Here is a 24,854-nt window from a genome sequence, read left to right on the forward strand (position 1 = left end):
ATTAGGGGTTAGGGGTTAGGTGTTATTCCAAATTAAGAATTAAGAATTTTTTCGCGCATTCGCTCATTCTACATTCTTCATCTCCCCCTTTTCCCTTTTCCCTTTTTCCTTGCACGTAGCGCTATAACTTCAATCAAAATTACCAACAAGAGGAGACAATAATATGGGTAAACCCACAGGTTTTATTGAATACGTACGAGAGTTACCAGATGATCGCTCTGCTGAAACTAGAATCAAAGACTGGGAAGAATTTCATCTTACATTAACCGAAGAAAAACTCAAAACACAAAGTGCTCGTTGTATGGACTGTGGGACTCCTTTTTGTCATACAGGCACTATAATAAAAGGGATGGCTAGTGGTTGTCCCATTAATAACCTAATACCTGAGTGGAATGACCTAGTTTATCGCGGTCTTTGGCGTGAAGCCTTAGACCGTCTCCACAAAACTAATAATTTCCCCGAATTTACAGGGAGAGTCTGTCCCGCACCTTGTGAGGGTTCTTGTGTCTTAGGAATTCATAACCCACCTGTGACTATAAAAAATATCGAACTCTCTATCATTGATAAAGGATGGGATGAAGGTTGGATTACTCCCCACTCCCCTACTCAACGCACAGGTAAAAAAGTGGCGATCGTAGGATCAGGTCCTGCGGGACTCTGTGCAGCTGCTCAATTGAATCAAGCAGGTCACACCGTAACGGTATTTGAACGAGCCGATCGCCCCGGGGGACTGTTAATGTACGGTATTCCCAATATGAAGCTAGATAAGGAAAAAGTTCTCCTACGTCGTCTCGAAGTACTCGAACAAGAAGGAGTAACCTTTAAATGTAACGTGGAAGTAGGTAAGGATTTACCCGCGCAAACTCTACTTGATCAATTTGACTCTACTATCCTTTGTATCGGTGCGACTAAACCTAGAGATCTCAACATAGAAAATCGTCAACTCCAGGGTATTTACTTTGCTATGGATTTCCTCACCGCTAATACTCAGGCGATTTTAGACGGAAAACCTAATAGCAACTATATCTCTGCTCAAGGTAAGGATGTAGTGATTATTGGTGGCGGTGATACAGGTACAGACTGCGTGGGAACTTCTCTACGTCAGGGTTGTAATAGCGTTACCCAATTGGAGATTATGGCGAAACCTCCCCTACAACGCGCTTCTGATAATCCTTGGCCCGAATGGCCCAAAACCTATAAAGTAGATTATGGTCAAGAAGAAGCCGCCGCTAAATTTGGTCATGATCCCCGTCTCTTCCTGACTACTGCTACTAAATTTATCTCTGATGCACAAGGTAGAGTAGAAGGCGTAGAAATCGTTCAAGTAGCATGGCAAAAAAATGACCAAGGTCGCTTTATTCCTCAACCTATACCAGGTACTGCAAAAGTTTTACCCGCTCAATTAGTCCTACTAGCTATGGGATTTTTAGGTCCTGAAGATTATTTACTACAAAGTTTAGGTATCGAAAGAGACCAACGTAGTAACGTTAACGCTCCCTACGGTAAGTATCAGACTAGTATCAGTGGTGTCTTCGCCGCGGGAGATTGTCGCCGTGGTCAAAGTTTGGTAGTCTGGGCTTTTAATGAAGGTCGCGAAGCAGCCAGAGAATGCGATCGCTATCTTATGGGCAGTACTAAATTACCTTAAAATCATGGAAGGCAAATTTTTTAGTAAACCTGATCCCTCCTTGAGCGATCGCGTTCCCCCTGGTCAACGTGTGGCTAAGGGTTTCCCCGTCTTAACCTATGGAGAAACCCCTCTAATCTCTATTGAAGATTGGCAATTACGAGTCTCGGGGTTAGCTACTCCTAAATCTTTTTCTTGGTCTGATTTGATTAGTTTACCTCAATCTCAGTTTACCGCTGATTTTCACTGCGTTACCCGTTGGTCAAAATTAGATGTACAGTGGACAGGAGTTAAAGTTACTGATTTTCTAACTCAAGTTGAACTTACTACTCAACCCCAACACGTTTTATTGCATTGTTACGGTGGTTATACCACTAATCTAACTTGGTCAGATTTTGCCAGAGAAGATAATTTCCTCGCCCATCAGTTATTTGCTGAACCTTTACCCCAAGAAAGAGGAGGTCCCGTACGTCTAGTTGTTCCTCACCTCTACGCTTGGAAAAGCGCAAAATGGCTCAATGGGATTGAATTTCTAACCGAGGAAAAACTAGGCTTTTGGGAAGTTAATGGTTATCATTCTCGGGGCGAACCTTGGCAAGAGCAAAGGTATAGCTAATCCCTCACTTTAATTAGGACAATAGCAGTAATCTTGTTAGGTAAACTTAATTTAGAATATCAATATCAACACCCTAAAACTAATCTAGTTAAGGTTTATAATTCTGCTCCCCTAAAGGTACAAAGACCATTTTATCCCGAAGGTGAGCATATTTGTCATACCTTTATTTTGAATACAGCAGGTGGAATAGTCGCCAACGATCGCCTATCTCAACAGATACATCTTCACCAACAATCGCAAGTATTAATTACTACAGCTTCAGCGGGTAAAGTCTATCGCAGCGAGACGACACAAGCTCAACAACATATTAATATTAATCTAGAATCAGGTGCTTATTTAGAATATATTCCCTTAGAAAATATTATTTTTGCTGGAGCAAATTACTACCAAAGTTTGACTATAGAATTAGCCGAAAATGCTCAATATCTAGGTTGGGAAATTAATAGATTTGGACGGACTGCTAGAGGAGAAAAATTTGAGACAGGTACATGGTTATCAGCTACAGAAATATGGCGTCAAGGACAACCATTATGGATAGATAGACAAGGTTTATGGGGAGAGCAAAATCTCTATAGTAGTGCCAATGGTTTGGCTAATCAACCAGTAGTAGGAACATTAACTTGGCTAGGTTCAAAAATCAGGAGAGAACTGCTCACAGAAATGAGGTATCTAGGAGAAAATCTAGCAGGAGAAACAGGTATTACTACCTTAACAGATGGGTTAATTTGTCGTTATCGTGGACAGACAACTACAGAAGTAAAAACTTGGTTTAAACAGATTGGTGATAGAATAAAATGTTTACATAAATCAACTGTTTAGAGCAATTGACATGCAATTATCCCCCCAAGAAAAAGATAAACTATTAATCTTTACCGCAGCTTTACTCGCCGAAAGACGTAAAGCCAAAGGTATTAAACTAAACTACCCTGAGTCAGTAGCATATATTACAGCAGCAATACTAGAAGGAGCAAGGGAAGGACGTAGCGTAGCTGAATTGATGAGTTATGGTAAAACTATTCTGACTAAAGATGATCTGATGGAAGGAGTAGCAGAAATGATTCTAGAAGTTCAAGTAGAAGCCACCTTCCCCGATGGTACAAAGTTAGTAACGGTACATAATCCCATTAACTAAATATTGTACAATGATAGGTACAACAAGAATCTAGGCATAGTTATATGGATACAGTAACTTACTCAGAATTTAGAAAAAAATTAGCACCGTTGTTGGCTAAAATTAATGAAAATTCAACACCCCATGAGGGTTACTCGTCAAAAAGGATCACCCGTAGTAGTGATGACATTGGATGATTTTAAAGCAGATGAAGCTACTTTCTATTTACTATCAAGTAAAACTAATGTAGAAAGATTAAATACAGCGATCGAAGAATTACGCACAGGTGGAGGTACAGAATAAGAATTAATCCAAGAGTGAAAATAATATTTGCTGAAACTGTATGGGAAGATTACTTGTATTGGCAAAATATGGATAAGAAAATTCTCAAAAGAATTAACGAGTTGATTAAAGATATTTCTCGTAACCTTTGACAGGAATAGGTGATCCTGAACCTCTTAAATACAATTGGTCAGGTTTCTGGTCACGCCGAATTAATAAAGAACATAGGCTTGTTTATACTGTAGAAAATAATGCCATTTTAATTGCTCAGTGTAGATATGATTATTAAATATACTTGAACTATAAGTCAAATAAGGTAAAGATAATGATTCCAGGAGAAATAATTACCCTTCCAGGTGAAATCGAAATCAATCAAAATCGCCCGACTATTAAACTAACGGTAGCTAATACAGGCGATCGCCCTATACAAGTTGGGTCACACTTCCATTTCTTTGAAGTCAATTCAGCGTTAAGTTTTGAACGAGAAGCAACTAAAGGAATGCGCTTAAATATACCCTCCGGGACAGCTATACGCTTTGAACCAGGAGACGAAAAAGAAGTAGAATTAGTAAAAATCGGCGGAACAAGAGCGATTTATGGGTTTAATGGGCTAGTAAATGGGTTATTAGAGGAATAATAATGAGTTATAGAATGGATCGTCGAACCTACGCAGATACCTATGGACCAACAGTAGGCGATCGCGTTCGTCTTGCGGATACAGAATTATTGATCACAGTAGAACAAGATTACACAACCTACGGCGAAGAAGTAAAATTCGGTGGCGGAAAAACAATCAGAGACGGAATGGGACAATCACCGATTACACGCGCCAATGGTGCGGTAGATGTAGTGATTACTAACGCTTTGATACTGGATTGGTGGGGAATAGTTAAAGCAGATATCGGGATTAAAAACGGCAAAATAGTAGAAATAGGGAAAGCAGGTAACCCCTATACCCAAGATAACGTTAATATTATCATCGGACCTGGGACAGAAGCGATCGCAGGAGAAGGAATGATTCTAACTCCAGGGGGGATAGATAGTCATATTCACTTTATTTGTCCCCAACAAATCGAAACAGCGATCGCCTCGGGAATTACTACTATGTTAGGAGGAGGTACAGGACCTGCTACAGGAACTAACGCTACAACATGTACTCCTGGAAAGTGGCATATCCACAGAATGTTAGAAGCAGCTGAAGCTTTTCCCATTAATCTGGGTTTTTTAGGGAAAGGAAACAGCGCTAAACCATTCGGATTAGTAGAACAAATCCTCGCAGGTGCAATGGGATTAAAACTACACGAAGATTGGGGAACAACCCCCGCAACCATCGACACTTGTTTAAAGGTAGCAGATGAATATGATCTACAAGTAGCTATTCACACCGACACCCTCAATGAAGCAGGTTTTGTGGAAAATACCATCAATGCTTTTCAAAACCGCGTCATTCACACCTACCATACCGAAGGAGCAGGAGGAGGACACGCACCTGATATCATTAGAGTATGTGGTGAAGCTAACGTTTTACCATCCTCTACTAATCCTACTCGTCCCTATACCGTTAATACCCTCGAAGAACACCTGGATATGTTAATGGTATGTCACCATCTTGACCGTAGCATACCAGAAGATGTAGCTTTCGCCGAATCGAGAATACGTCCAGAAACTATCGCCGCTGAAGATATTCTGCATGATTTAGGTGCTTTTAGTATGATCGCTTCAGACTCCCAAGCCATGGGAAGAGTCGGAGAAACCATTATACGCACTTGGCAAACCGCCCATAAAATGAAGATGCAAAGGGGAGGATTAGAGGATAACCTGCGCGCTAAACGCTATATCGCTAAATATACCATCAATCCAGCCATTACCCATGGCATCGCTAACTATGTCGGTTCAATAGAAGTAGGTAAGTTAGCAGATTTGTGTCTCTGGAAACCCGCTTTTTTCGGCGTTAAACCTGAAATAGTTATCAAAGGTGGAATGATCGTCTGGTCTCAAATGGGGGATGCTAATGCTAGTATTCCTACTCCCCAACCTGTACATATGCGCCCTATGTTCGCTAGTTATGGGAAAGCGATCGCCTCAACTAGTTTAACTTTTGTTGCTCAAGCTGCCATAGATAACAATATTGCGAGACAATTAGATTTAGCTAAACAAGTCGTCCCTGTAGCTAATACTCGTCATCTCAGTAAAGCAGACATGAAACTTAATGATGCTTTACCAGAGATTCGAGTAGATCCTGAAACCTACGCGGTTTACGCCGATGGGGAATTGTTAACCTGTGAACCTGCTGTTAGTTTACCTCTGACTCAGCGCTATTTTCTGTTTTGATTAGGGTAAATATTTATGTCTGATTATCAACCTCATCAATACGTCTCTATGGAGTTAGAGATTATCCCTGTTACTTCCGACCAATTTGAACTCTATTTGAGTCTTCAATTTACCCCACAATGGCAACCTGTGGGTACAGGTCGTTTACAATTATCTCTCCAAGGTGGTAATTTGCGACTTAGGCTAGATAATGCTCAAATAGTCAAGGTAATTAGTCAACCTCAACCAGGTTGGGAGTTGATCGCTTCAGAATCTACGGGAGATTTAGTCTGGTTGGTCAAATCTCTACCCTCTTCACCCTCAAAATCTCTACTCGCTAGTTTTACTACTACAACAGCTGATTATCAGACTACGGCTACTTTTAGCCCAACACCCGCGGGAATCTCTTTTAAGGCGATCGAGGGTTTATGGCGTCATGATTTGAGTCCTAATAAACACGCTGTCCTAGACAGACAACTTGCTTTGTGTCTGTATAAACAGATACTTTTTGACCAAATTTATGCTGTAAATAAAACCAATCCTTCTCAAGTATTCAACCTACCTACCATCACTCCAGAAATCCTAACTCAATTAAAGGATGTGATTAACCAAGTCTATAACGCTCAAACCGATAATTTTACCGAGTTAATGGCTATGATTACCTTAAACCCCTTAGTTGATTTAGCAGGAGGTAATTTTCTCGCTACCAATATGAATGGAATACAACTTAATAGCGCTAATCTGAGTCAAACCAATTGGCGAGGAGCAGATTTAACCGACGCAGATTTAAGCGAAACAGACTTGAGTTATGCTAATCTCGCAGGTGCTGATCTCAGTGGCGCTTATTTCGGTAATGCTAATCTACAACACGCTGATTTACACCGCGCTAGTCTCGCTTTAGCTAACCTTATTGGAGCAGATCTCAGTTACGCTAATCTCTCTGAAACTAATCTCACTCAAGCTAATTTTAGTGGAGCTACCCTCGATGGGGCAATTTTTCAACATAATCTAGGACTAAGTTCAGAACTTAAGCAGTATCTACAAGAAAAAGGAGCAGTATTACGAAACTAACCTTGTCCTACTTTCAGCTAAAATAACTAGAGTTATTCAGGATTTAAATTATGTTCGACAATCAATCAGGATTAGTTTTAAGAAGACCAGTTACTCTTACCGTTATTGTAACTCCTCGCTGGAAAGAGGAAATGCAACAACAACTACAATTACAAGTTAATCAGTTAGACGCTCAATTACAACAATTAGAAGCAAAAGCTAAACAAGCACTCGTTGAACTACAAAAACAACTACCTACCGTTACTAATCCTCAAACTAATCCTCAATTTCAAAATCTCCAAGCACAAATCAACGAACAAAGAAATCAAATACTCCAGAAGAAAAACCAAATTCTCCAACAAATGCAGCAAGCGCAAATGTGTGAGTTAAATACAGAAGTTAAACAAACTCAATTAGAAAGCTTTTTTAGGGTAGAAAAAGGCGATAATCTCGTTAATAAAATGAATATAGAGTTAGTTATGCGTGATGGTATCGTTGAAGAAATTAGGGGTGATATCTAAAGTTATTGTTTGAGGTAAGGGGGGAGTAGGGAGACTTCCGAGAGGGAGGAGACGGGGAGACGGGGAGTATGTTATATAGAAATAATAACGCATAACACCTAATACCGTTCAACCTAACCCCTAACCCCTAACCCCTGACTTGGCAGACTTACCTCACTCAACCATTATACTTAATATATAGCTGATATTACCACTACCGCTAATAACTTGAGAAATAGAAGTGGAAACCCCCTCAAAGTCAATTTTCACATTAGAATTAAGGGGTTGATATTCTCCCCCAACCTCAATACGATTCATTCCTCTATTTAATCGAGGAGATAAATTGACACTAGTTATATTATTCTGGATATCTTGAATTTTGACACCATTGACCTTAATTTCACCTCTGAGATAACCTTGATTAAAGTTGTTTATTTTACTGATAGTCAGAATCTGAGGTTGATTTAAGTCAACTACTCTAATATTAAGATAATCTTCTTGGATTTGCACTGTTACATTATTTTGAGTGATTAAGGGGTTATCCCCTATTTTTGTCATCAAAGTATTGACAGACAAAAGGGTTAACCCTAAAGACACTAAAGCAACAGATTTAAATGTGTGCAATTTATAGCCTAACATAATTTTAACCTATTTACAGTTAGAATAAGTATTGCGTCTTACCCGTCGATGAGATCCTCTAATTCTGATAGTATCTGCATTAGGAGAGCAAACAACACTATTACGATTAAACAATATGGGTTTTCTCTTAATAGAAGTGCGAGAATGATTTCTTGATTGTCGATTTTGTCGGGAAGCGAATAAATTATCTTTTCTGATATTAGTGAGGCGATCGCCTTGTAAAGTGATATCAACTGCTGAAGCACTATTAATATTAACAGAAATTAAAGCAACTAAACTACTAGTTAAAATGATTGTTCGGATGATTTTCATGATTATTGTCTCCATGATTGAATAGAAGTAGAGGCACTTATTAAAAGCACCTACTACAATAGTTATTAAGGAAAATTAGGAATTACTGGGTTAACGTGAATTGGTCGAGTTGGAGGAGTTGGTGTTACCATAATTTGGGGATTAACAATCACCGTCGCTGTAGAGTTAATACCATCAGGGATACAATCACCAATAGTCACAACTTGTGTTGATTGAGCATTGCTTCTTCTATTTCCTGTAACTACTAGAGAAGAAGGTTGTACAACTACATTTCTTTTACACGTTCCATCATCAACAATAATTGTACCAGTTCGACAAGTTCCTCCAGTGGTATTGACACAGATACTAGGAGTAATGATAATATTGCCTGGAGATAAAGGTTTAGCTAAAGCTGGAGGAATAAATAAAGAAGTGATGCTAATTATCATTAGAGGGATTCCTAGAAATCCACCGCTCTTTTTTGCCTTCATAGCATTATTTTCTCTCTCTTTTTTAATTAACGTCTTCTTACTGATCTTCCTCCTCTTCTGATTTCCTCAGTACGTATAACTTTGTATTGTTGGCAGGTATTATCATCACCGAGAATATCGCAATTAACGTAGCTACGAATAACTGTACCATCATTTCCTGGAGCATCAAAATAACGTTGTCTGGTGCTAGTAATATTGACACTTTGTTGAACTCTGTTCCCGTTTCCAGTAATAATAGAAACAGTTTCTGAATCAATTACTGTACCGCTATCTCTTGATTGTGCTAACACATTAGGTGCTGCTAAATTAAAAGTAGTCATTAAAGCTAAACCAGAAGCAAGTAAGATATTTCTCATTTTTTTCCCTCTTTTTGTTGATGATTGCTGCTAAAATATGATTAGGTAGTTAGAGACTAGGCAAAAACTTGCCTAGTAATTTCTTAGCGTCTATATCTGGTAGGTCTAGAATTGCCTACGCGAATTTCTTGAGTACGAATAACTTTGTATTGTTGGCAGGTATTATCATCACCAAGAATATCGCAATTAACGTAGCTACGAATGACTGTACCATCATTTCCTGGAGCATCAAAATAACGTTGTCTGGTGCTAGTAATATTGACACTTTGTTGAACTCTGTTCCCGTTTCCAGTAATAATAGAAACAGTTTCTGAATCAATTACTGTACCGCTATCTCTTGATTGTGCTAACACATTAGGTGCTGCTAAATTAAAAGTAGTCATTAAAGCTAAACCAGAAGCAAGTAAGATATTTCTCATTGTTTTTTCCTCTTTTTGTTGTTAGTTATAATTAAAGACATTCAGGAAATATTTTTTGTTCCCTATTTTATTTAGGTTTTATTTTAGAAAAATTGATAGCAGTACGCATCAGGAATGTTTGACATTTTTGAGTCATGAAACCTAGTATTAGCCTAAAGAGTGCAAGAGCGCGTAGCGCTATATCTAATAATTAATCCTTATTAAAAACCTATTTTATTGTTAGGTTGCAGTTAAAGACAGTGAGAAGATATCTTTTGTTCCCGCTAGTCAAAAAAATCTTTGAATGTGATTCTAAATAAGGAGATTAAACAGGAAAATTTACAAGCAAAAACTTGCCTGTAAATATTTCTCTAGGTGTAATTAATATTTTGGATAATTTAAAGACACTGAAAAGTGATATTTTGTTCCCTGTTCTCTATAATCACTCTTGTTTTACTTAGCACCATAGATACAGGAGAGCCTGACCATATTCTCAAAAACCTTGTCTCGCGTGAAAACCTATTCCCTATTCCGATTTAACTATGTACCTTACCATCAGGTAAAGTTGCTCCTTGCCAATTAACTTCAAACATATTAGAGCTACTTATTTCAGCTCTCAAGAGATTGGCATAACTAAAATCAGCTCTAGTAAAATTAGTTCTAGCGCAAAATACCTCAATCAACATCGCTTCGGTTAAATTGGCTTCCGTTAAATCAGCTCGACTCAAATCAACCCGACTCATCCGCGCATAACTGAGATTAGCACCCACTAGATTAGTGCGAATTAACTTAGCATCAGGGAAAATAGCTCCTTCAAGATTAGCTTTGCTTAAATTAGCTTCAGTTACATTAGCACGAGCAAATTTAGCACCCATGAGGTTAGCACCTGTTAATTTAGCACCCATGAGGTTAGCTTCGGTTAATATTGCACCTTCAAGATTAGCCTCAGTTAAATCTGCTTCTCGTAAATCTACATCCTGCAAGTTAGTTTCTTTGAGATTAGCACCACTAAAGTTAACTTTGACTAAATCTGCACCATTCATATCTGTACCTTGTAAATCAGCTTTACATAGGGAAGCACCGCGCATTGTTACAAATTGTTTCCGTTTTTCTCGACGTAAATTAGCACCTCGTAAACAAGCTCCAATCAGATTAGCACCGCTTAAATCTACTGAGCGCAAATCTGCCATAATTAAGTTAGCGTCGAGGAGATTAGCTAAACTAAGATTAGCCTCTTTAAGAATTGCTCTTTGGAGAATTGTACCATGTAAATTAGCTCCTTGAAGATTGGATCTGCTCAAATCAGCTTGATTGAGATTAGCACCGCTGAAATTGACTTCCCTGAGATTAGCGTCACTAAAATCAGCGCGATTCAAATAAGCAAAAACTAAATTAGAGTTGTGTAAATCTGCTTCTTTGAGAATAATCCCAATTAAATCAGCGCTTTCTAGATTCAGACTACTGAGATTGACGCCACTAAAATCTATTTTTCCTGATTTGTATTTACTAATTAATTCTGATGGTTCCATGTTGGTTAGATTTTATTTTCGTAAAATGACATTAAAGATTTAATAAGTACTGCTGCAGTTTGTTGGTATAATTCAGGCTCGGTTGATTGTTTATAAATAGTCTCAAGTTTATTTTCTACCTGATTGACAGAATCATAACGATTGAGCACTTTAGTTAATAAGTCTTCTAGGGTACATGATTTTAGTTTTGACCAGTCTTTTTCATTATTCTGAAATTGATGATATAGTAAACAAAACATTAGTATTTTTACCCGTAAGGGATTAGTATATTGCATGATATCTAATCGCCAATCAAAGGGAGTATAGGTAACCATACCTTTACCTTTTACTTCCTCTTCTTTTGCGGATGTTTCTGTTATATTTTCCTGAAGAATTGTTTGACGAGCTATTATTTCTGTAGTTTTTTCTTGAATAGTAGTGATTTTGTCTTCTGATTCTTTTGGTTTAACTTGAGTGACTAAACCTGTTTTATTACTAAATAGACTAGTTTCTCCTTCCTCAGATTTATAGAGTTTAATTAATTCTTGGGTAATAGCTTCAGAAACGGCTAAATAAATATGTTGTCGATTCAGAGTAGCAACCAAATCACTAAAAGCTTGTTCTACATCACCAAAATTGGGGTATGATTCTCGTATATTGAGGATTAATTCCTTTAAACCATAGCTATCTATGACATTAACATCGTTTTCCCATTGATCTTTAGCTAGGTAAAAGATTAATTTTTTGATTCTAGCTACTTCGGGATGCTTATTGAATTTAATAACAATTTTACCGATGACATCTTCAGAAATATTGTCTCTAACCGATGGTTTAATCATGATTACTTCTGTAGAGCCAGCAGAATCTTGATACATAACCCCGATTTTAGCAATGACTAAGTTAGCTAATTCTGAGTAAACGGTTTGACGATTGAGAGTATCAACGGATTGATACAAAGCCTCACTCAATTCTTCTAAAGAGGAATTACTCTGGTATAATTGCTCTAAAAGTTTTTCTAAGCTTAAGTCATTGAGGATATTGGCATCATTTTCCCAATTACCTGTAGAGGTGTAATAAACTAGTTTTTTTAAGCGTTGCAATTGCTTATGTCCCTGTAGTTTTTGGGCAACTGATTGTAGATTGACTGCTTCTGAGGATAATTGCATAAGCTTTTAGTGATTGGAGGTTTATAGCGCAAGGCATTCATGCCAAAGTAGATTAGTACTAGGTTTCATAACTTTAAAATGTCAAACACCGCGAAGTACTGCTATAGTCTATCTTCATTGTAAAAATTTTAGACCTTTTACTATAGAATATTCCCAAATCTAGACTTAAATTAACGTTCTTGGCTGATTTTTTAAAGAAAGATTAAGGATAGGGATCAATTTAGGGCGTGCAGCGCAGCAGATCTCTTCGGAATCGCAGGTTCGGGAGTTTTTATTCTACCAAAAAATACAAAAATCTTTAACTTTATTTGCTAGAAGCTAAACTGAGAAACTTAGTAAATTCGGCTTTAAATAACAGTTTAATCGTTCCTGTTGGACCATTACGATGTTTAGTAATAATAACTTCAGCAATACCACGGTCAACGGTATCGGGGTGATAATATTCGTCTCGATAGAGCATAATAACTAAATCTGCGTCTTGTTCGATTGAACCGCTTTCACGTAAATCAGACATCATCGGGCGTTTATTGGTACGCGCTTCTACACCGCGACTAAGTTGAGAGAGTGCGAGCACTGGTACATTGGTTTCTCTAGCTAAAGCTTTGAGACTACGGGTGATGCGGGATAATTCTTGGACTCGATTATCACTACCGCTTCCTTCCATAAGTTGTAAATAGTCTAATAAGACTAAACCGATTTTTTGGCTTTGTTCACTTTGCAGTCGTCTAACTTGCGATCGCATTTGAGTCACGGTTAAGGTAGCATTATCGTCTATATAGACAGGTAATTCTGAAAGTTTAGCCATTGCTTCACTAAGTGGCTCTAAATCTGTTTGAGCTATACGTCCTGAACGTAGGCGATTACTTTCTATTTCTGCTTCTGAAGCTAGAAGTCTTTGGGCTAATTGTTCTTGAGACATTTCTAGACTAAATATCGCCACGGGTAGTTGATGTTGTTTAGCGATTTCATAGGCGATTTGTAAGCCTAACGCGGTTTTACCCATAGAAGGACGTCCCGCGAGAATAATCAAGTCTGAACGAGCAAAACCACTAGTCATAGCGTCTAAGTCGTAGAAACCTGTGGTAATTCCCGGGAGAGCGGTTTGTTGATGTAAATCTTCTATAGTATTAAAGGTAGTAATTAAAGTATCAGCTAGGGGGGTTAAACCTTTTTGACTACGAGTTTGAGTAAGACTAAAGATTTGTTGTTGGGATTGATCGAGTACTTTATCTAATTCTAAACTGGTATCATAACCTAAATCGACAATCTGATGACCTGTACCAATCAATTGACGACGTAGGTATTTATCCATAACTAAAGCAGCGTAGCGATCAATATTCACCGCGGAAACGGTACGATTGACTAATTGAGCTAGTTTAGCTGTTCCCCCAATTTTAGTTAATAATCCTTGGTCGGTTAACCAGGTGGTAACGGTGATTAAGTCTGTAGGTTTTCCCTGCTCATGTAAAATAAGAGCAGCTCGATAAATCTCACGATGTGCAGATAAATAAAAGGCTTCAGGAGAAAGGGTATCGGTGAGCATAGCAATAGCATCAGGATCTAATAAAATACCACCGAGAATAGATTCTTCAGCGTCAAGATTTTGAGGGGGAAGAGATTGATGATTAATTTGGGTCATATTTGGCGTAGTCTCAGTAGAGATGTTCTGTTGTGTTTTGGTGTTTTAGTGTTATTTATAATTGTAACTAGTATTATAGTATTGCCCTATTTCTATACTGTACCCTTTGATCGCATTGATTTGACTCAAGCTAATTTACCACCTAGTGGATTTCATCTATTTGGGACTAATGATTTAGGTCAAGATCAATTAGCGAGAATATTAATAGGTGGGAGAATCTCTCTAACTGTAGCTATAGCTTCAGTAACCGTGGCTATGGTTGTAGGAACATTAGTAGGAGCAATCGCAGGTTTTTATGGTGGTGTGGTGGATTTATTGTTGATGCGGGTGGTGGATTTGTTTTTATCTTTACCTCAATTACCCCTATTATTATTAACTGTGTATTTATTTCGAGATAAGTTGAGAGCGATCGCAGGTCCAAATCTGGGTATATTTATCTTAGTAGTTATAGTCATTGGAGGATTAAACTGGATGTCCGTAGCTCGATTAGTAAGAGCAGATTTTCTGAAACTGAAGGAGAGAGAATTTATCCAAGGTGCGATCGCCATGGGAGCGTCACAACCTGCAATTATTTGGCGTCATCTCCTCCCGAATGTTTTAGGAGTGATTCTGGTTGCTTCTACCCTAGGGATGGGTAATGGAATTATCATTGAATCTACCTTAAGTTTTTTAGGGTTAGGATTTCCTCCTGATTTACCAACTTGGGGACGTATGCTTTTTGAAGCACAAAACTATTTAACTAGTTATCCCCATTTGGCTATTTTCCCTGGTTTAGCTATATTTCTAACGGTGTTAAGTATTAATGCGATTGGTAATGGTTTACGTGATTTATTCGATCCGAAAAAATGAATTTACCCATAACTAGAGTACCTTTTGTCGATTTATTGAGTCAACATCAACCCTTAAGTCAAGAAATTACCGCAGCTATTGATCAGGTAATTAGTCGTGGTGATTTCGTCTTAGGATCTGCTTTAGAGGAGTTTGAGACTGCTTTTGCTCACAGTTGTGGTGTAAATTATGCTGTAGGAGTAGCATCGGGAACAGATGCGATCGCTCTTGGTTTAAAAGCTAGTGGTATTGGTAAGGGAGATGAGGTAATTGTACCTGCTAATACTTTTATTGCTACGATTATCGGTATCTTAGAAACAGGAGCAACCCCTATTTTAGTGGATTGTGATGCTCAAACAGCTTTAATTGACTTGAAAGTGGCTGACAAGGTTGTTACTAATCAAACTAAAGCGATTGTAGCAGTACACCTCTATGGTCAAATGGTATCACCATCAGAATTATTAGATTTTGCTCAAAGTCATAATTTACTAATTTTTGAAGATGCAGCTCAAGCTCATTTAGCCCAAAGAGAAGGTTATCTAGCAGGTACAATCGGCATAGCTGGTGCTTTTAGTTTTTATCCTAGCAAAAATCTGGGAGCTTTTGGTAATGGAGGAATGTTGGTAACTAATTCAGAAGCGATCGCTACTGGTGTCAAAACTTTACGCAATTATGGAGCAAAAGAAAAGTACTATCACAGTGAGATAGGTAAAAATAGTCGTCTCGATACTATCCAAGCTGCTATTCTCGGTGTTAAGTTACCCTATTTATCTGCTTGGAATCAATCTCGTTATCAACTAGCTCAACTCTATAATCAATATTTACAATCTTTACCTTTGCTTCAACCTTTGCAAAATCACTGTAATAATGGTCATGTCTATCATCTTTACGTGATTACTTGCGCGTCGAAACGAAATGAGTTACAACATTATCTAACTAGTCAAGGAATTCAAACAGGGATACATTACCCTATACCTTGTCATTTACAACCAGGTTATCAACATTTAGGTTATGGTTATGGGGATTTTCCTGTTACAGAAGCTTTAGCAGAGAAAATCCTCTCTTTACCAATGTACCCTAATTTAACTGATAGTCAAGTTCAACTAGTTGGCGATCGTTTAGCTGATTTTATTAATAAACATGGAAGTTAAATCTAAATCCTTAGTACTCAATACTAGTCTAATTAACTATCTAATTCTAGGCTTAATCGCTGTTTTATACGTACCTATATTATTCCATTGGGTTGATGGTTGGTTAAATAAAACTATTGGAATTGAACACGAATATTTTAGTCATGCTTTACTAGGATTTCCCCTAGCTACTTATATTGTCTGGCAAAAGCGTAAACAATGGCAACAACTCCCTGATACTATTAACCCTTGGGGTGGAGTTTGTTTACTGATTGCTGCTTGGTCTTATAGTACTGGTGTACCAGATTTTGTATCTTTTTCTTTTGCTTTGATGTTGACGGGTATCTGTCTCTGGTTAAAAGGTGTACCAGGATTAAGGTTACAAGCTTTCCCTCTGGTGTTATTGTGGTTGGGAACACCTAATTTTATTCCCTATTTATTGACTCCTTATACCTTTCCTTTACAGAGATTTATTGCTATATCTATAGGGTTTATTTTATATCTATTTGGTTTTGATATTGAGGTTCAAACCATCTATGTATCAATAAATGGACAAATAATTGAAGTTGCTCCCTATTGCGCGGGTTTGAAAATGTTATTTACTAGTATCTATGCAGCTTTGCTGTTACTGTACTGGAGAAATAAATTAAGCTCAAAAACTATAACTATCTTACTGTTAACAGGAACAGTGCTGATTAATCTTATCGGTAATATAGTGCGCAATACCCTGTTAGCGATGTTTTCTGGTATCCAACAACAAGACTTGTTTGATTTATTACACGAGGGTTGGTGGGGTGATATTTATTCTGGTTTAACCTTGGTGTTGATTTTTTTATTACTTAAAGGGATAGAAAGACTAGAAATAAGTTAAGATTTAGCCAAAGTTTAGATGTGGTGTGTGAGGAGAAATTGTCTAATGTTAAATTTAACCCAGAGTTTAAGTACTCCTTTATTTGGTACTGATGGTATTCGTGGTAAAGTTGGAGAGTTATTGACTCCTTCTTTAGCGCGAGCAATAGGTTTTTGGACAGCTCAAGTATTGCAACAACAAACACAGAGACAAGGTGTGGTAATTATTGGACAAGATTCGCGCAATTCTAGCGATATGTTAGCAAGTGCGATCGCTTCGGGAATTAATGCAGCTGGTGGGGAAGTTTGGCATTTAGGATTATGTCCGACTCCTTGTGTATCATATTTAACTCATAAAACTGAAGCGATCGGGGGAATAATGGTGTCAGCGAGTCATAATCCTCCCGAAGATAATGGTATCAAAATTTTTAATAGAAATGGTCTGAAATTAGCCAAAACCTTCACTCAAGAGATAGAAAAAGGTTTACATTCAGATAAGATAGTAAAGCAAGATATAACTACCTTACAAGCATCTCGTCATAATTTAGTACAAAACTATTTAGAAAGTGTCTTAGCTTCATTACCACCCCAAAGTAGTTTTAGTGGTTTACGCATAGTCTTAGATTTAGCTTGGGGAGCTGCAGTAGAGTTAGCACCTCAAGCTTTTCGTAATTTAGGTGCAGAGGTAATCTGTATCAATGCTCAAGCAAATGGCGATCGCATTAATGTTAACTGTGGCTCTACCCATCTTAATCCTCTTAGAGAAGCGGTAAAAGAATATCAAGCAGATTTAGGTTTTGCTTTTGATGGAGACGCAGATAGAGTCATCGCTATTGATTCTTTGGGAAATATCGTCGATGGTGATCATATCCTCTATTTTTGGGGTAAACATCTACAGCAACAACAAAAATTACCCGATAACCTTATAGTAGCTACAGTAATGGCTAACCTGGGGTTTGAGATGGCTTGGCGTAACTGTGGGGGTAAAATGATTCGTACCGCAGTAGGAGATCAATACGTGCAAGCACAAATGTGGGAATCAGGTGCTATGTTGGGTGGAGAGCAATCAGGACATATTCTCTGTCATCATCATAGTTTCTCGGGTGATGGGTTACAAACAGCTTTACACTTGAGCGCTTTGATTGATAATTGGGGAACTTGTTTACGAGATTTAAGACAAGACAGCTTCCCTAGTTATCCTCAGTTTTTACGCAATGTGCGGGTAAATAACCGTGAAACTCTCAGTCAATGGCAAAATTGCTCAAAAATTACGACTGCGATCGCTCTAGCTGAAACATCCATGGGAAAAGAGGGAAGAGTATTAATTAGAGCTTCGGGAACTGAACCTGTTATTCGTGTTATGGTAGAAGCGTCTAACACTGATATAGCTAGTTACTGGACTAATCATTTAGTTTCAGTAGTCCAACAAGAGTTAGGCGTTGCTTAACAAAATTTAGGGTAAACTATAAAAGGTTTACCCACTCTAAAAAACTAATTTTTAAGATGACAGGTGTCAAACGCAAATCAAAATCTCTCTCAAAAGCAGAAGGAAGTTCTGTCAAAGAAACTTTGGCACAAAAAAGACGCCAAAGAGAACAATTTAGAAATGCTTTTTTAATTATTATATCTAGTTTAGTATTTATTCTCGCTGTTGGTGTTCCTTTAAGTTTATTAATTAATCCCAAAATAGGGTTAAGTATTCCTTTAGCTTTAGTAGTATTTATTTGCTCCTATAAATATCCTCGGACAGGTTTATGGATGTTTTTAATCTATATGCCATTTTCGGGAACTATAACTTATAGTATTGGTGGTGGTAATATTGCTTTTCAATTAGCTAAAGATATTTTTTATCTAGGTGCATTAATTGGGTTAATCCAAGAGTGCAGAAGCAAGAATAAACTCATATTTATTGAGCCTAAACTAAGGGTAACATTGATATTGTTGCTCTTTTTTTGTGCAATGACTTATTTATTTGTAAACTTGCCTAGTGAATTTTTACCCTATTGTGATTCTTTAGGTGAAGAAGATAGATTTTTACGAGATGCAACTGGTGCTTATATTTTAAATCCTCGAACAGGTCTAGTGATTGCTACTCCCTGTAAGCAAGGTTTAACCTCTTTACAAGGACTTTTGGGTTTAAAAGTTTTATTGGGGTATATTCCTTTAATCTTTTGTGCTTATCATTTAATTGAGACGAAAAAAGACCTCATTTTTTTAGGACGTCTTTTATTAGTCTTAACGATTATTTGTTGTTTATTAGGATTATATCAATACCGTTTATTAGCTTCAGGTGCTTGTGATGGTACTCGTTTTATGACAGCGGTAGATATCTATAAACCCCAATTAGAGGCGAGGTGTTTTGTTGGAGGAGCAGTAGCTTTTAATCCGAACCATGCTGTAATACGATTACCCGGTACATTTGTATCACCGTGGCACTGGGGATGGTTTTTAATCGCTAACGCGGGTATTACTTTTGCTACAACTTTTAGCGATCCTTCCTGGAAATGGCGCATAGCAGGGTTAGGAGGAATGACTCTAGTATTTATAAATGCAATAATTTCTGGTCAAAGAATTGCTCTAGTTTTAGTTCCTGTCTTTTTTCTGGTAATGTTGATTTTAACGGGACAAATTTTTAAACTCAGAGCTTTTCTACCTATCGGGTTAGGATTCACTGTATTATTATTCATTGTAGCTACTAGTAATCCTGAGATTTTTCAACAAAGGGTAGATAGTTTTGTGGATCGTTGGAATGCTGCTCCACCCTACATATTTATGCTCAATCAATATAACTGGGCGTTATCACAATCACGAGGTATTTTAGGTAGTGGTTTAGGTTTAGCGACTTCTTCGGGTAGATTTTTAGGAGATATTTTTTTAGTAGAAACTTTCCACGCTCGGATTTTTTATGAAATTGGACTTTTTGGGTTGTTAGCTTTTATGGCTTTTATAACTAGTTTAGTTGTTTATACTTTTAAGAGTTATCGCATTATTCTTGACCCCGTAATTAAAAACTATGCTTCTAGTTTCTGGGTGTTTATTTTGTTGATTAGTTATTTTCCTTATTGGTATCCTTTAGATACTGATCCAGTAGCGGTTTATTATTGGTTTTTTGCGGGAGTCATTTTTAAAGCCGGTTTTCTACAAGAACAGGTAAATAAAGAAACAAAAGCCGAAAAAATTAAAGGTAGGAGGTTTAAACTCAGAAGTCAAAAACAGGGAGTTGTATGAGTGATTTAGTTGTTTCAGTGATCATTCCTACCTATAGTCGTGAAGAGGTTTTAAAAAATACCATAGAATTTGTTCTGCAACAAGATTATTATGCTTTTGAGGTCATAGTTGTAGATCAAACTCAAATACATCAACCAGAGATCGAGAGTTATCTAACCACACAAGCTAGTTTAAATAAAATTCGCTGGTTTCGGGTAGATTGGGCGAGTTTACCTCAAGCCAGGAATTATGGTGTAAGACAAGCTCAAGGTGATTTAATTTTGTTTATTGATGATGACGTGGAATTACCCGAGGGATATCTCAGCGCACACGTTCGTAACTATCTAAATTCTAATGAGATTGGGGCGGTTGCGGGTAGAGTATTGGATCGTTTAAAACTTTCTGAGTCTTCTATAGTAATTGAAGATTTACCACCAGAAGCGATGGATCCCGGTATTGCTTGGTATTATCTAGATTTGGTACACACAATTAAGCCACAGCAGGTAATCTCAGCGCGAGGTTGTAATATGTCTTTTCGTCGAGAAATTTTTACTAAGTATAATCTGTGGTTTGATCAAAGGTTTCGAGGTTCAGCTGTACGGGAAGAATCAGATTTTTGTTTAAGGTTACGTCAAACTGATTATAAAATTTGGTATGACCCCGAAGCTTATTTAGTACATTTAGGGGAAGAGACTGGAGGATGTCATGATCTCAATACGCGATCGCTTCGGTATCAGATTACTTTTTATCACAATCATTTCCTCATGGCTTTGCAAAATTTAACTTTTTCTCAACAATTACGTCTTTACGCTAAGTTATTTGATTGTCATGTTTTGGGGAATCCACCTTGTTATAAGAGTGGTTCTCCTCTAAAAATTATGGTACGTGGTATTTTCTATGTGCTTGGGTTTGTTGATGCTCTCAAAACGTTTCTTTTAGGTAGAATAAGATGATTACTAAAGGGATGAGATTTTCAAGTCGCGAAACCCATTACTGCCATACCTAATGGGAATATAGTTTTACTATTAATCTTAGTAGGATTACACCTATTCTTAGCCAACTTGGTATCAAAATGGTATCATCTGGTATCAGGTATCCTAGATTAGATTCAATAAGGATAGCTAATAGCTGAAGTGCTTACTAGATAAAGGTTAGGCTCACAATCGGGATGACAGGATTTGAACCTGCGACTCCTTCGTCCCGAACGAAGTGCGCTACCAAGCTGCGCTACATCCCGTTTTTGGTTAGAATTTAAATATTATATCACACTAGGAGAAAACTATCAGTGACGGTTAAACCGAGTTGGCTAAGGGTAAAAGCCCCTCAAAATCAGCGCGTTGGTAAAGTTAAGGATATTTTAAGAGATTTAAACCTCAATACCGTTTGTGAAGAAGCTTCATGTCCTAATATTGGGGAATGTTTCCACGCAGGGACAGCGACTTTTTTAATTATGGGTCCTGCTTGTACTCGCGCTTGTCCTTATTGTGATATAGATTTTGAGAAAAAACCTTTACCCTTAGATAGTACAGAACCAACGCGTTTAGCGGAAGCGGTAAAACGTCTCAATCTTAATCATGTGGTAATTACCTCTGTGAATAGAGATGATTTAGCAGATGGTGGAGCTACTCAATTTGTACGGTGTATTCAAGAAGTGCGGCAAATTTCGCCAAACACGACTATTGAGGTACTTATTCCTGATTTATGTGGAAATTGGGAAGCTTTAGGGGTTATTCTCTCGGCTAAACCAGAAGTTTTAAACCACAATACAGAAACAATACCTAGACTTTATCGTCGGGTTCGTCCTCAAGGTAATTATCAGCGATCGCTTGAATTGTTACAACGTACTCGCGAATTAGCTCCTACTGTTTATACTAAATCAGGAATCATGGTAGGTTTAGGTGAAACCGATGACGAAGTACGTCAAGTCATTAAAGATTTACGTCAAGTAGATTGTGATATTCTTACCATTGGACAATATTTACAACCATCAGCCCAACATCTAGGAGTTCAAGCTTTTATTACTCCCGAACAATTTGACGCTTGGCGAGAATACGGCGAATCGATAGGCTTTTTACAGGTAGTTTCCTCACCTCTGACTCGTAGTTCTTATCACGCTGAACAAGTACAAAAGTTGATGGTAGAATATCCCAAAAGTTAAGTAAAATCACTCTGTTAACTAAAATCTAGTCAGTTGTTATACTAGAGAGTTGTTGTTAACTAAACCAGTAACTGAGATGAAAATGATCCCTACTGGTAGATATTACCTGAAAACCTGGAGTAAGTATTTATTACTCAGTTTCTTGGCGATCGCCCTTTGTTTCGTTATAGAAACTTTACAATTTACGGACGTCACCGCTTTAGAGATAGAATTAGCCACTAACTGGCAACAAGCATCATTTCCAGTCGAAAATTTTCAGGGTTACACCTCTGGTTTTGGTTACCGTATTTCTCCAACTACAGGTCAGAGAGAGTTTCACAATGGATTAGATATAGCTGCTCCTTTGGGTAGTTACATACGTAATTGGTGGGGAGGACAAGTGGTGATTTTATCTGACCATACTAACTGTGGTACTCAGATAACTATACAATCGGGAGATTGGCAACATACATATTGTCATCTAGATGGTTATGTAACAGTAACGCCTCAAGGACGTTATCTAGTTGACCCCCAATTAGGGGTAACCGTCACCGAGGGACAATACGTCTCTACAGGTGCAAGAATAGCGAGAGTAGGAATGACCGGACGTACAACAGGACCACACTTGCATTGGGGTTTAAAACATGGTCAACAAGACATTGATCCAGGCGTAATTATCCGTGCTATGTATCGCAGTTCGTGAGATTAATTGGTTAGAATAAAAGTATATGATATATCAATAATCTAAACTAATATGCTCAACGAAAATCAGACAGAAGCAGAAACAGATACCATCAAATCTTCTTGGCTAAAAAATCTCCAAAATCGGTTAAGACAAATTGTAGCAGTAGAGAAAGTTTCCGAAAAAGTAGGAAGTTGGTTTAACGTCTCGGAAAAAGAAATAGAAGAAATCCTCACCAAAGTACGCGCAGAATTACCTACTACAGAAGCTTTTTTAATCGGGAAACCCCAAACAGGAAAAAGTTCTCTTGTTCGGGGTTTAACTGGAGTATCAGCAGAGATAGTTGGACAAGGATTCCGCCCCCATACCCAGAATACCCAAAGGTATAATTATCCCTGTGACGATCTACCCCTATTAGTCTTTACCGATACCGTAGGTTTAGGAGACGTTCAAAACAACACAGAAAATATTATTCAAGAATTAACCACAGAATTAGAACAACCAGATCGAGGAGCTAAAGTCTTAATTCTAACTGTGAAAATAAACGACTTTGCTACTGATAGTTTAAGGGAAATTGCTCAACAACTGCGTAAAAAATATAGTAATATACCCTGTATTTTAGCAGTTACCTGTTTACACGAGTTATATCCCCCTGAAATTACCGAACATCCCTCTAATCCCCTAGCAGATGAAAACATTAACCGCGCTTTTACGGCTATAACTAAAGACTTTGCTAACCTATACGATCGCGTAGTCTTAATCGATTTTACCCTAGAATCTGATGGTTATACCCCCGTATTTTACGGCTTAGAAGCACTCACAGACAATCTAGCGGAGTTATTACCCGAAGCTGAATCACAAGCAATTCATCAACTCCTCGATAACAGTGTTGCTAACCAAATTGGTAACGTTTATCGAGATGTAGCTAGACGTTATATACTCACTTTTTCAGTGATCGCAGGTACTATCGCCGCTGTACCCTTACCCTTTGCTACTATGCCAGTACTTACTACCCTACAAGTATCTATGGTAGGCTTAATCGGTAAAATCTATGGACAAACCATTAGTCCTTCTCAAGCAGGAGGGATTATAAGTGCGATCGCAGGTGGTTTTTTAGCCCAAGCAGTAGGTAGAGAATTAATTAAATTTATCCCTGGTTTAGGTAGTGTTGTCGCAGCTTCTTGGGCTGGGGCTTATACTTGGGCTTTAGGTGAAGGAGTATGCGTTTATTTTGGTGACTTAATCGGTGGTAAAAAACCAGATCCCCAAAAAATCCAAGCAGTTATGCAAGAAGCTTTCACAGCAGCTAAAGAAAAGTTCAAAAAACAATAATTTAACTAATTTGATTAAAAAGAGGATTTTTCCTAGCAGCACTACTCACAGTGTTATCAGCATCGCTAGCTAGTTTTGCCAAGATGTGTTTAGGTGTCTTGGGGTTTTCCGCTACAGCCGAGTGTACAGATAATGAAATATCAGTGGCAAGTATTGCTAAGATACTCACTGGTGTATTGGGGTTTTTGGCTAAAACCGAGCGCACATTTGGCTCAGCATCATTAGCTAGTACTACTAAAATACTCACTGGTGTATTGGGTTTTTTGGCTACTATTTTCCTAACGTAACTATCATAATGATTAGCGAGTTCTTGAAGAATATTGATAGGAATGTTTTTACTGTGATAATATTCAGTAAACAGGGATATTTTGGCTTGAATTTCTGCTGTTGTCTGGGGATTTTGTGCTACACCACGGCGTACATATTGATCAGCATCGGTAGCTAGTCTTTCTAATACATCTCTCGGTGTATGAGGGTTGTGTGCTAATCTCTCTATCCTCATCCTCGTATTTAATCGCCCAATCTCTAATCGATTCGGGTAAGTTTTCCAAACTCAATAAATCTTCCAGATCAGGATCAGACATTTGGACCAATAAATTGAGATTATTTGATAACTCTGCTAAATGATCTGGGTTAATTGGTGACATAATTTAGCTTAACCGCGAGAAGCCTCAAGCTTTATTTTCTCAAATAAGCGTGAGATGA

Annotated in this window: 26 protein-coding genes, 1 tRNA gene and 2 pseudogenes; 19 read left to right on the top strand and 10 right to left on the bottom strand. The window is 37.8% G+C overall.

Annotated elements, in window-relative coordinates:
- The first annotated feature begins 163 nt into the window (after window positions 1–163).
- From EA365_05340 to EA365_05385, 10 genes and pseudogenes are all read left to right on the top strand, one after another.
- Entirely contained in the window at window positions 164–1,648 is a 1,485-nt protein-coding gene (locus EA365_05340) for a glutamate synthase subunit beta (protein TVQ46429.1), read from the top strand.
- A gap of 4 nt (window positions 1,649–1,652) precedes the next feature.
- Window positions 1,653–2,243, top strand: a complete 591-nt coding sequence (locus EA365_05345; protein TVQ46430.1) for a sulfite oxidase-like oxidoreductase — start codon at window positions 1,653–1,655, stop codon at window positions 2,241–2,243.
- Window positions 2,244–2,255: 12 nt separating this feature from the next.
- A complete protein-coding gene (locus tag EA365_05350; GenBank protein TVQ46431.1) occupies window positions 2,256–3,062 on the top strand; it encodes an urease accessory protein UreD in 807 nt (268 codons plus the stop codon).
- 10 nt (window positions 3,063–3,072) lie between these two features.
- A complete protein-coding gene (ureA, locus tag EA365_05355; GenBank protein TVQ46432.1) occupies window positions 3,073–3,375 on the top strand; it encodes an urease subunit gamma in 303 nt (100 codons plus the stop codon).
- Window positions 3,376–3,419: 44 nt separating this feature from the next.
- Window positions 3,420–3,657, top strand: a pseudogene (locus tag EA365_05360) (prevent-host-death protein).
- A 14-nt stretch (window positions 3,658–3,671) separates the two neighbouring features.
- A pseudogene (locus EA365_05365) lies at window positions 3,672–3,925 on the top strand (Txe/YoeB family addiction module toxin).
- A 33-nt stretch (window positions 3,926–3,958) separates the two neighbouring features.
- Window positions 3,959–4,273, top strand: coding sequence for an urease subunit beta (locus EA365_05370; GenBank protein TVQ46455.1), 315 nt, complete (start codon window positions 3,959–3,961; stop codon window positions 4,271–4,273).
- A gap of 2 nt (window positions 4,274–4,275) precedes the next feature.
- Window positions 4,276–5,967, top strand: a complete 1,692-nt coding sequence (gene ureC / locus EA365_05375) for an urease subunit alpha (GenBank protein ID TVQ46433.1) — start codon at window positions 4,276–4,278, stop codon at window positions 5,965–5,967.
- Window positions 5,968–5,982: 15 nt separating this feature from the next.
- Window positions 5,983–7,017 carry a pentapeptide repeat-containing protein gene (locus tag EA365_05380; protein ID TVQ46434.1) on the top strand — a complete coding sequence of 345 codons (1,035 nt, stop codon included), beginning with the start codon at window positions 5,983–5,985 and terminating at the stop codon, window positions 7,015–7,017.
- 50 nt (window positions 7,018–7,067) lie between these two features.
- Window positions 7,068–7,517 (top strand): hypothetical protein, encoded by a 450-nt coding sequence (locus tag EA365_05385; protein ID TVQ46435.1) that lies wholly within the window; start codon window positions 7,068–7,070, stop codon window positions 7,515–7,517.
- 153 nt (window positions 7,518–7,670) lie between these two features.
- On the opposite strand, the gene EA365_05390 is transcribed toward EA365_05385, so the two are convergent.
- The 8 genes from EA365_05390 to dnaB all read right to left on the bottom strand — a co-directional run bounded on the left by EA365_05390 (window position 7,671) and on the right by dnaB (window position 13,984).
- A complete protein-coding gene (locus EA365_05390) occupies window positions 7,671–8,135 on the bottom strand; it encodes a hypothetical protein (GenBank protein TVQ46436.1) in 465 nt (154 codons plus the stop codon).
- A 9-nt stretch (window positions 8,136–8,144) separates the two neighbouring features.
- On the bottom strand, window positions 8,145–8,447 hold the full coding sequence (locus tag EA365_05395; GenBank protein TVQ46437.1) for a hypothetical protein: 303 nt from the start codon (window positions 8,445–8,447) through the stop codon (window positions 8,145–8,147).
- Between the two features lie 65 nt (window positions 8,448–8,512).
- The gene (locus EA365_05400; protein TVQ46438.1) at window positions 8,513–8,875 is read right to left on the bottom strand and encodes a hypothetical protein; all 363 of its coding nucleotides are present in this window, start codon (window positions 8,873–8,875) and stop codon (window positions 8,513–8,515) included.
- Window positions 8,876–8,943: 68 nt separating this feature from the next.
- Window positions 8,944–9,273, bottom strand: a complete 330-nt coding sequence (locus EA365_05405; GenBank protein ID TVQ46439.1) for a hypothetical protein — start codon at window positions 9,271–9,273, stop codon at window positions 8,944–8,946.
- Between the two features lie 83 nt (window positions 9,274–9,356).
- Window positions 9,357–9,692, bottom strand: coding sequence for a hypothetical protein (locus EA365_05410; GenBank protein ID TVQ46440.1), 336 nt, complete (start codon window positions 9,690–9,692; stop codon window positions 9,357–9,359).
- A gap of 515 nt (window positions 9,693–10,207) precedes the next feature.
- Window positions 10,208–11,200, bottom strand: a complete 993-nt coding sequence (locus tag EA365_05415; GenBank protein ID TVQ46441.1) for a hypothetical protein — start codon at window positions 11,198–11,200, stop codon at window positions 10,208–10,210.
- A gap of 5 nt (window positions 11,201–11,205) precedes the next feature.
- Window positions 11,206–12,345, bottom strand: coding sequence for a hypothetical protein (locus EA365_05420; GenBank protein ID TVQ46442.1), 1,140 nt, complete (start codon window positions 12,343–12,345; stop codon window positions 11,206–11,208).
- A 304-nt stretch (window positions 12,346–12,649) separates the two neighbouring features.
- Window positions 12,650–13,984, bottom strand: a complete 1,335-nt coding sequence (gene dnaB / locus EA365_05425) for a replicative DNA helicase (protein TVQ46443.1) — start codon at window positions 13,982–13,984, stop codon at window positions 12,650–12,652.
- Here dnaB and EA365_05430 point away from each other — a divergent pair.
- Genes EA365_05430 through EA365_05455 form a run of 6 tightly spaced genes read left to right on the top strand, consistent with a single transcriptional unit; the run spans window position 13,967 to window position 20,951 of the window.
- Window positions 13,967–14,833 carry an ABC transporter permease gene (locus EA365_05430; GenBank protein ID TVQ46444.1) on the top strand — a complete coding sequence of 289 codons (867 nt, stop codon included), beginning with the start codon at window positions 13,967–13,969 and terminating at the stop codon, window positions 14,831–14,833. The two genes, dnaB and EA365_05430, sit on opposite strands and share 18 nt — an antisense overlap.
- Entirely contained in the window at window positions 14,830–15,963 is a 1,134-nt protein-coding gene (locus tag EA365_05435; protein TVQ46445.1) for a DegT/DnrJ/EryC1/StrS aminotransferase family protein, read from the top strand. Before EA365_05430 ends, EA365_05435 begins: the two co-directional genes overlap by 4 nt.
- The gene (crtB, locus tag EA365_05440) at window positions 15,953–16,813 is read left to right on the top strand and encodes a cyanoexosortase B (protein TVQ46446.1); all 861 of its coding nucleotides are present in this window, start codon (window positions 15,953–15,955) and stop codon (window positions 16,811–16,813) included. The genes EA365_05435 and crtB overlap by 11 nt, the downstream gene beginning before the upstream one ends.
- An 18-nt stretch (window positions 16,814–16,831) precedes the next feature.
- Window positions 16,832–18,238 carry a phosphoglucosamine mutase gene (locus tag EA365_05445; GenBank protein TVQ46447.1) on the top strand — a complete coding sequence of 469 codons (1,407 nt, stop codon included), beginning with the start codon at window positions 16,832–16,834 and terminating at the stop codon, window positions 18,236–18,238.
- A 56-nt stretch (window positions 18,239–18,294) separates the two neighbouring features.
- On the top strand, window positions 18,295–20,019 hold the full coding sequence (locus EA365_05450) for a hypothetical protein (GenBank protein ID TVQ46448.1): 1,725 nt from the start codon (window positions 18,295–18,297) through the stop codon (window positions 20,017–20,019).
- Complete coding sequence (locus EA365_05455) at window positions 20,016–20,951, top strand: glycosyltransferase (protein ID TVQ46449.1); 936 nt, start codon at window positions 20,016–20,018, stop codon at window positions 20,949–20,951. Before EA365_05450 ends, EA365_05455 begins: the two co-directional genes overlap by 4 nt.
- 210 nt (window positions 20,952–21,161) lie before the next feature.
- On the opposite strand, the gene EA365_05460 is transcribed toward EA365_05455, so the two are convergent.
- A tRNA-Pro gene (locus tag EA365_05460) sits at window positions 21,162–21,235 on the bottom strand.
- Window positions 21,236–21,283: 48 nt separating this feature from the next.
- Here EA365_05460 and lipA point away from each other — a divergent pair.
- From lipA to EA365_05475, 3 genes are all read left to right on the top strand, one after another.
- Window positions 21,284–22,156: a lipoyl synthase gene (lipA, locus tag EA365_05465; protein TVQ46450.1), complete on the top strand. Its 873-nt coding sequence runs from the start codon at window positions 21,284–21,286 to the stop codon at window positions 22,154–22,156.
- Between the two features lie 76 nt (window positions 22,157–22,232).
- Window positions 22,233–22,838: a M23 family metallopeptidase gene (locus tag EA365_05470; protein ID TVQ46456.1), complete on the top strand. Its 606-nt coding sequence runs from the start codon at window positions 22,233–22,235 to the stop codon at window positions 22,836–22,838.
- 51 nt (window positions 22,839–22,889) lie between these two features.
- Window positions 22,890–24,149, top strand: coding sequence for a DUF697 domain-containing protein (locus EA365_05475; GenBank protein ID TVQ46451.1), 1,260 nt, complete (start codon window positions 22,890–22,892; stop codon window positions 24,147–24,149).
- Between the two features lies 1 nt (window position 24,150).
- Here the strand turns inward: EA365_05475 and EA365_05480 are convergent, their stop codons facing one another.
- A complete protein-coding gene (locus EA365_05480) occupies window positions 24,151–24,651 on the bottom strand; it encodes a hypothetical protein (protein ID TVQ46452.1) in 501 nt (166 codons plus the stop codon).
- Between the last annotated feature and the right edge of the window lie 203 nt (window positions 24,652–24,854).

The organism is Gloeocapsa sp. DLM2.Bin57, assembly GCA_007693955.1.
Lineage (GTDB): Bacteria > Cyanobacteriota > Cyanobacteriia > Cyanobacteriales > Gloeocapsaceae > Gloeocapsa.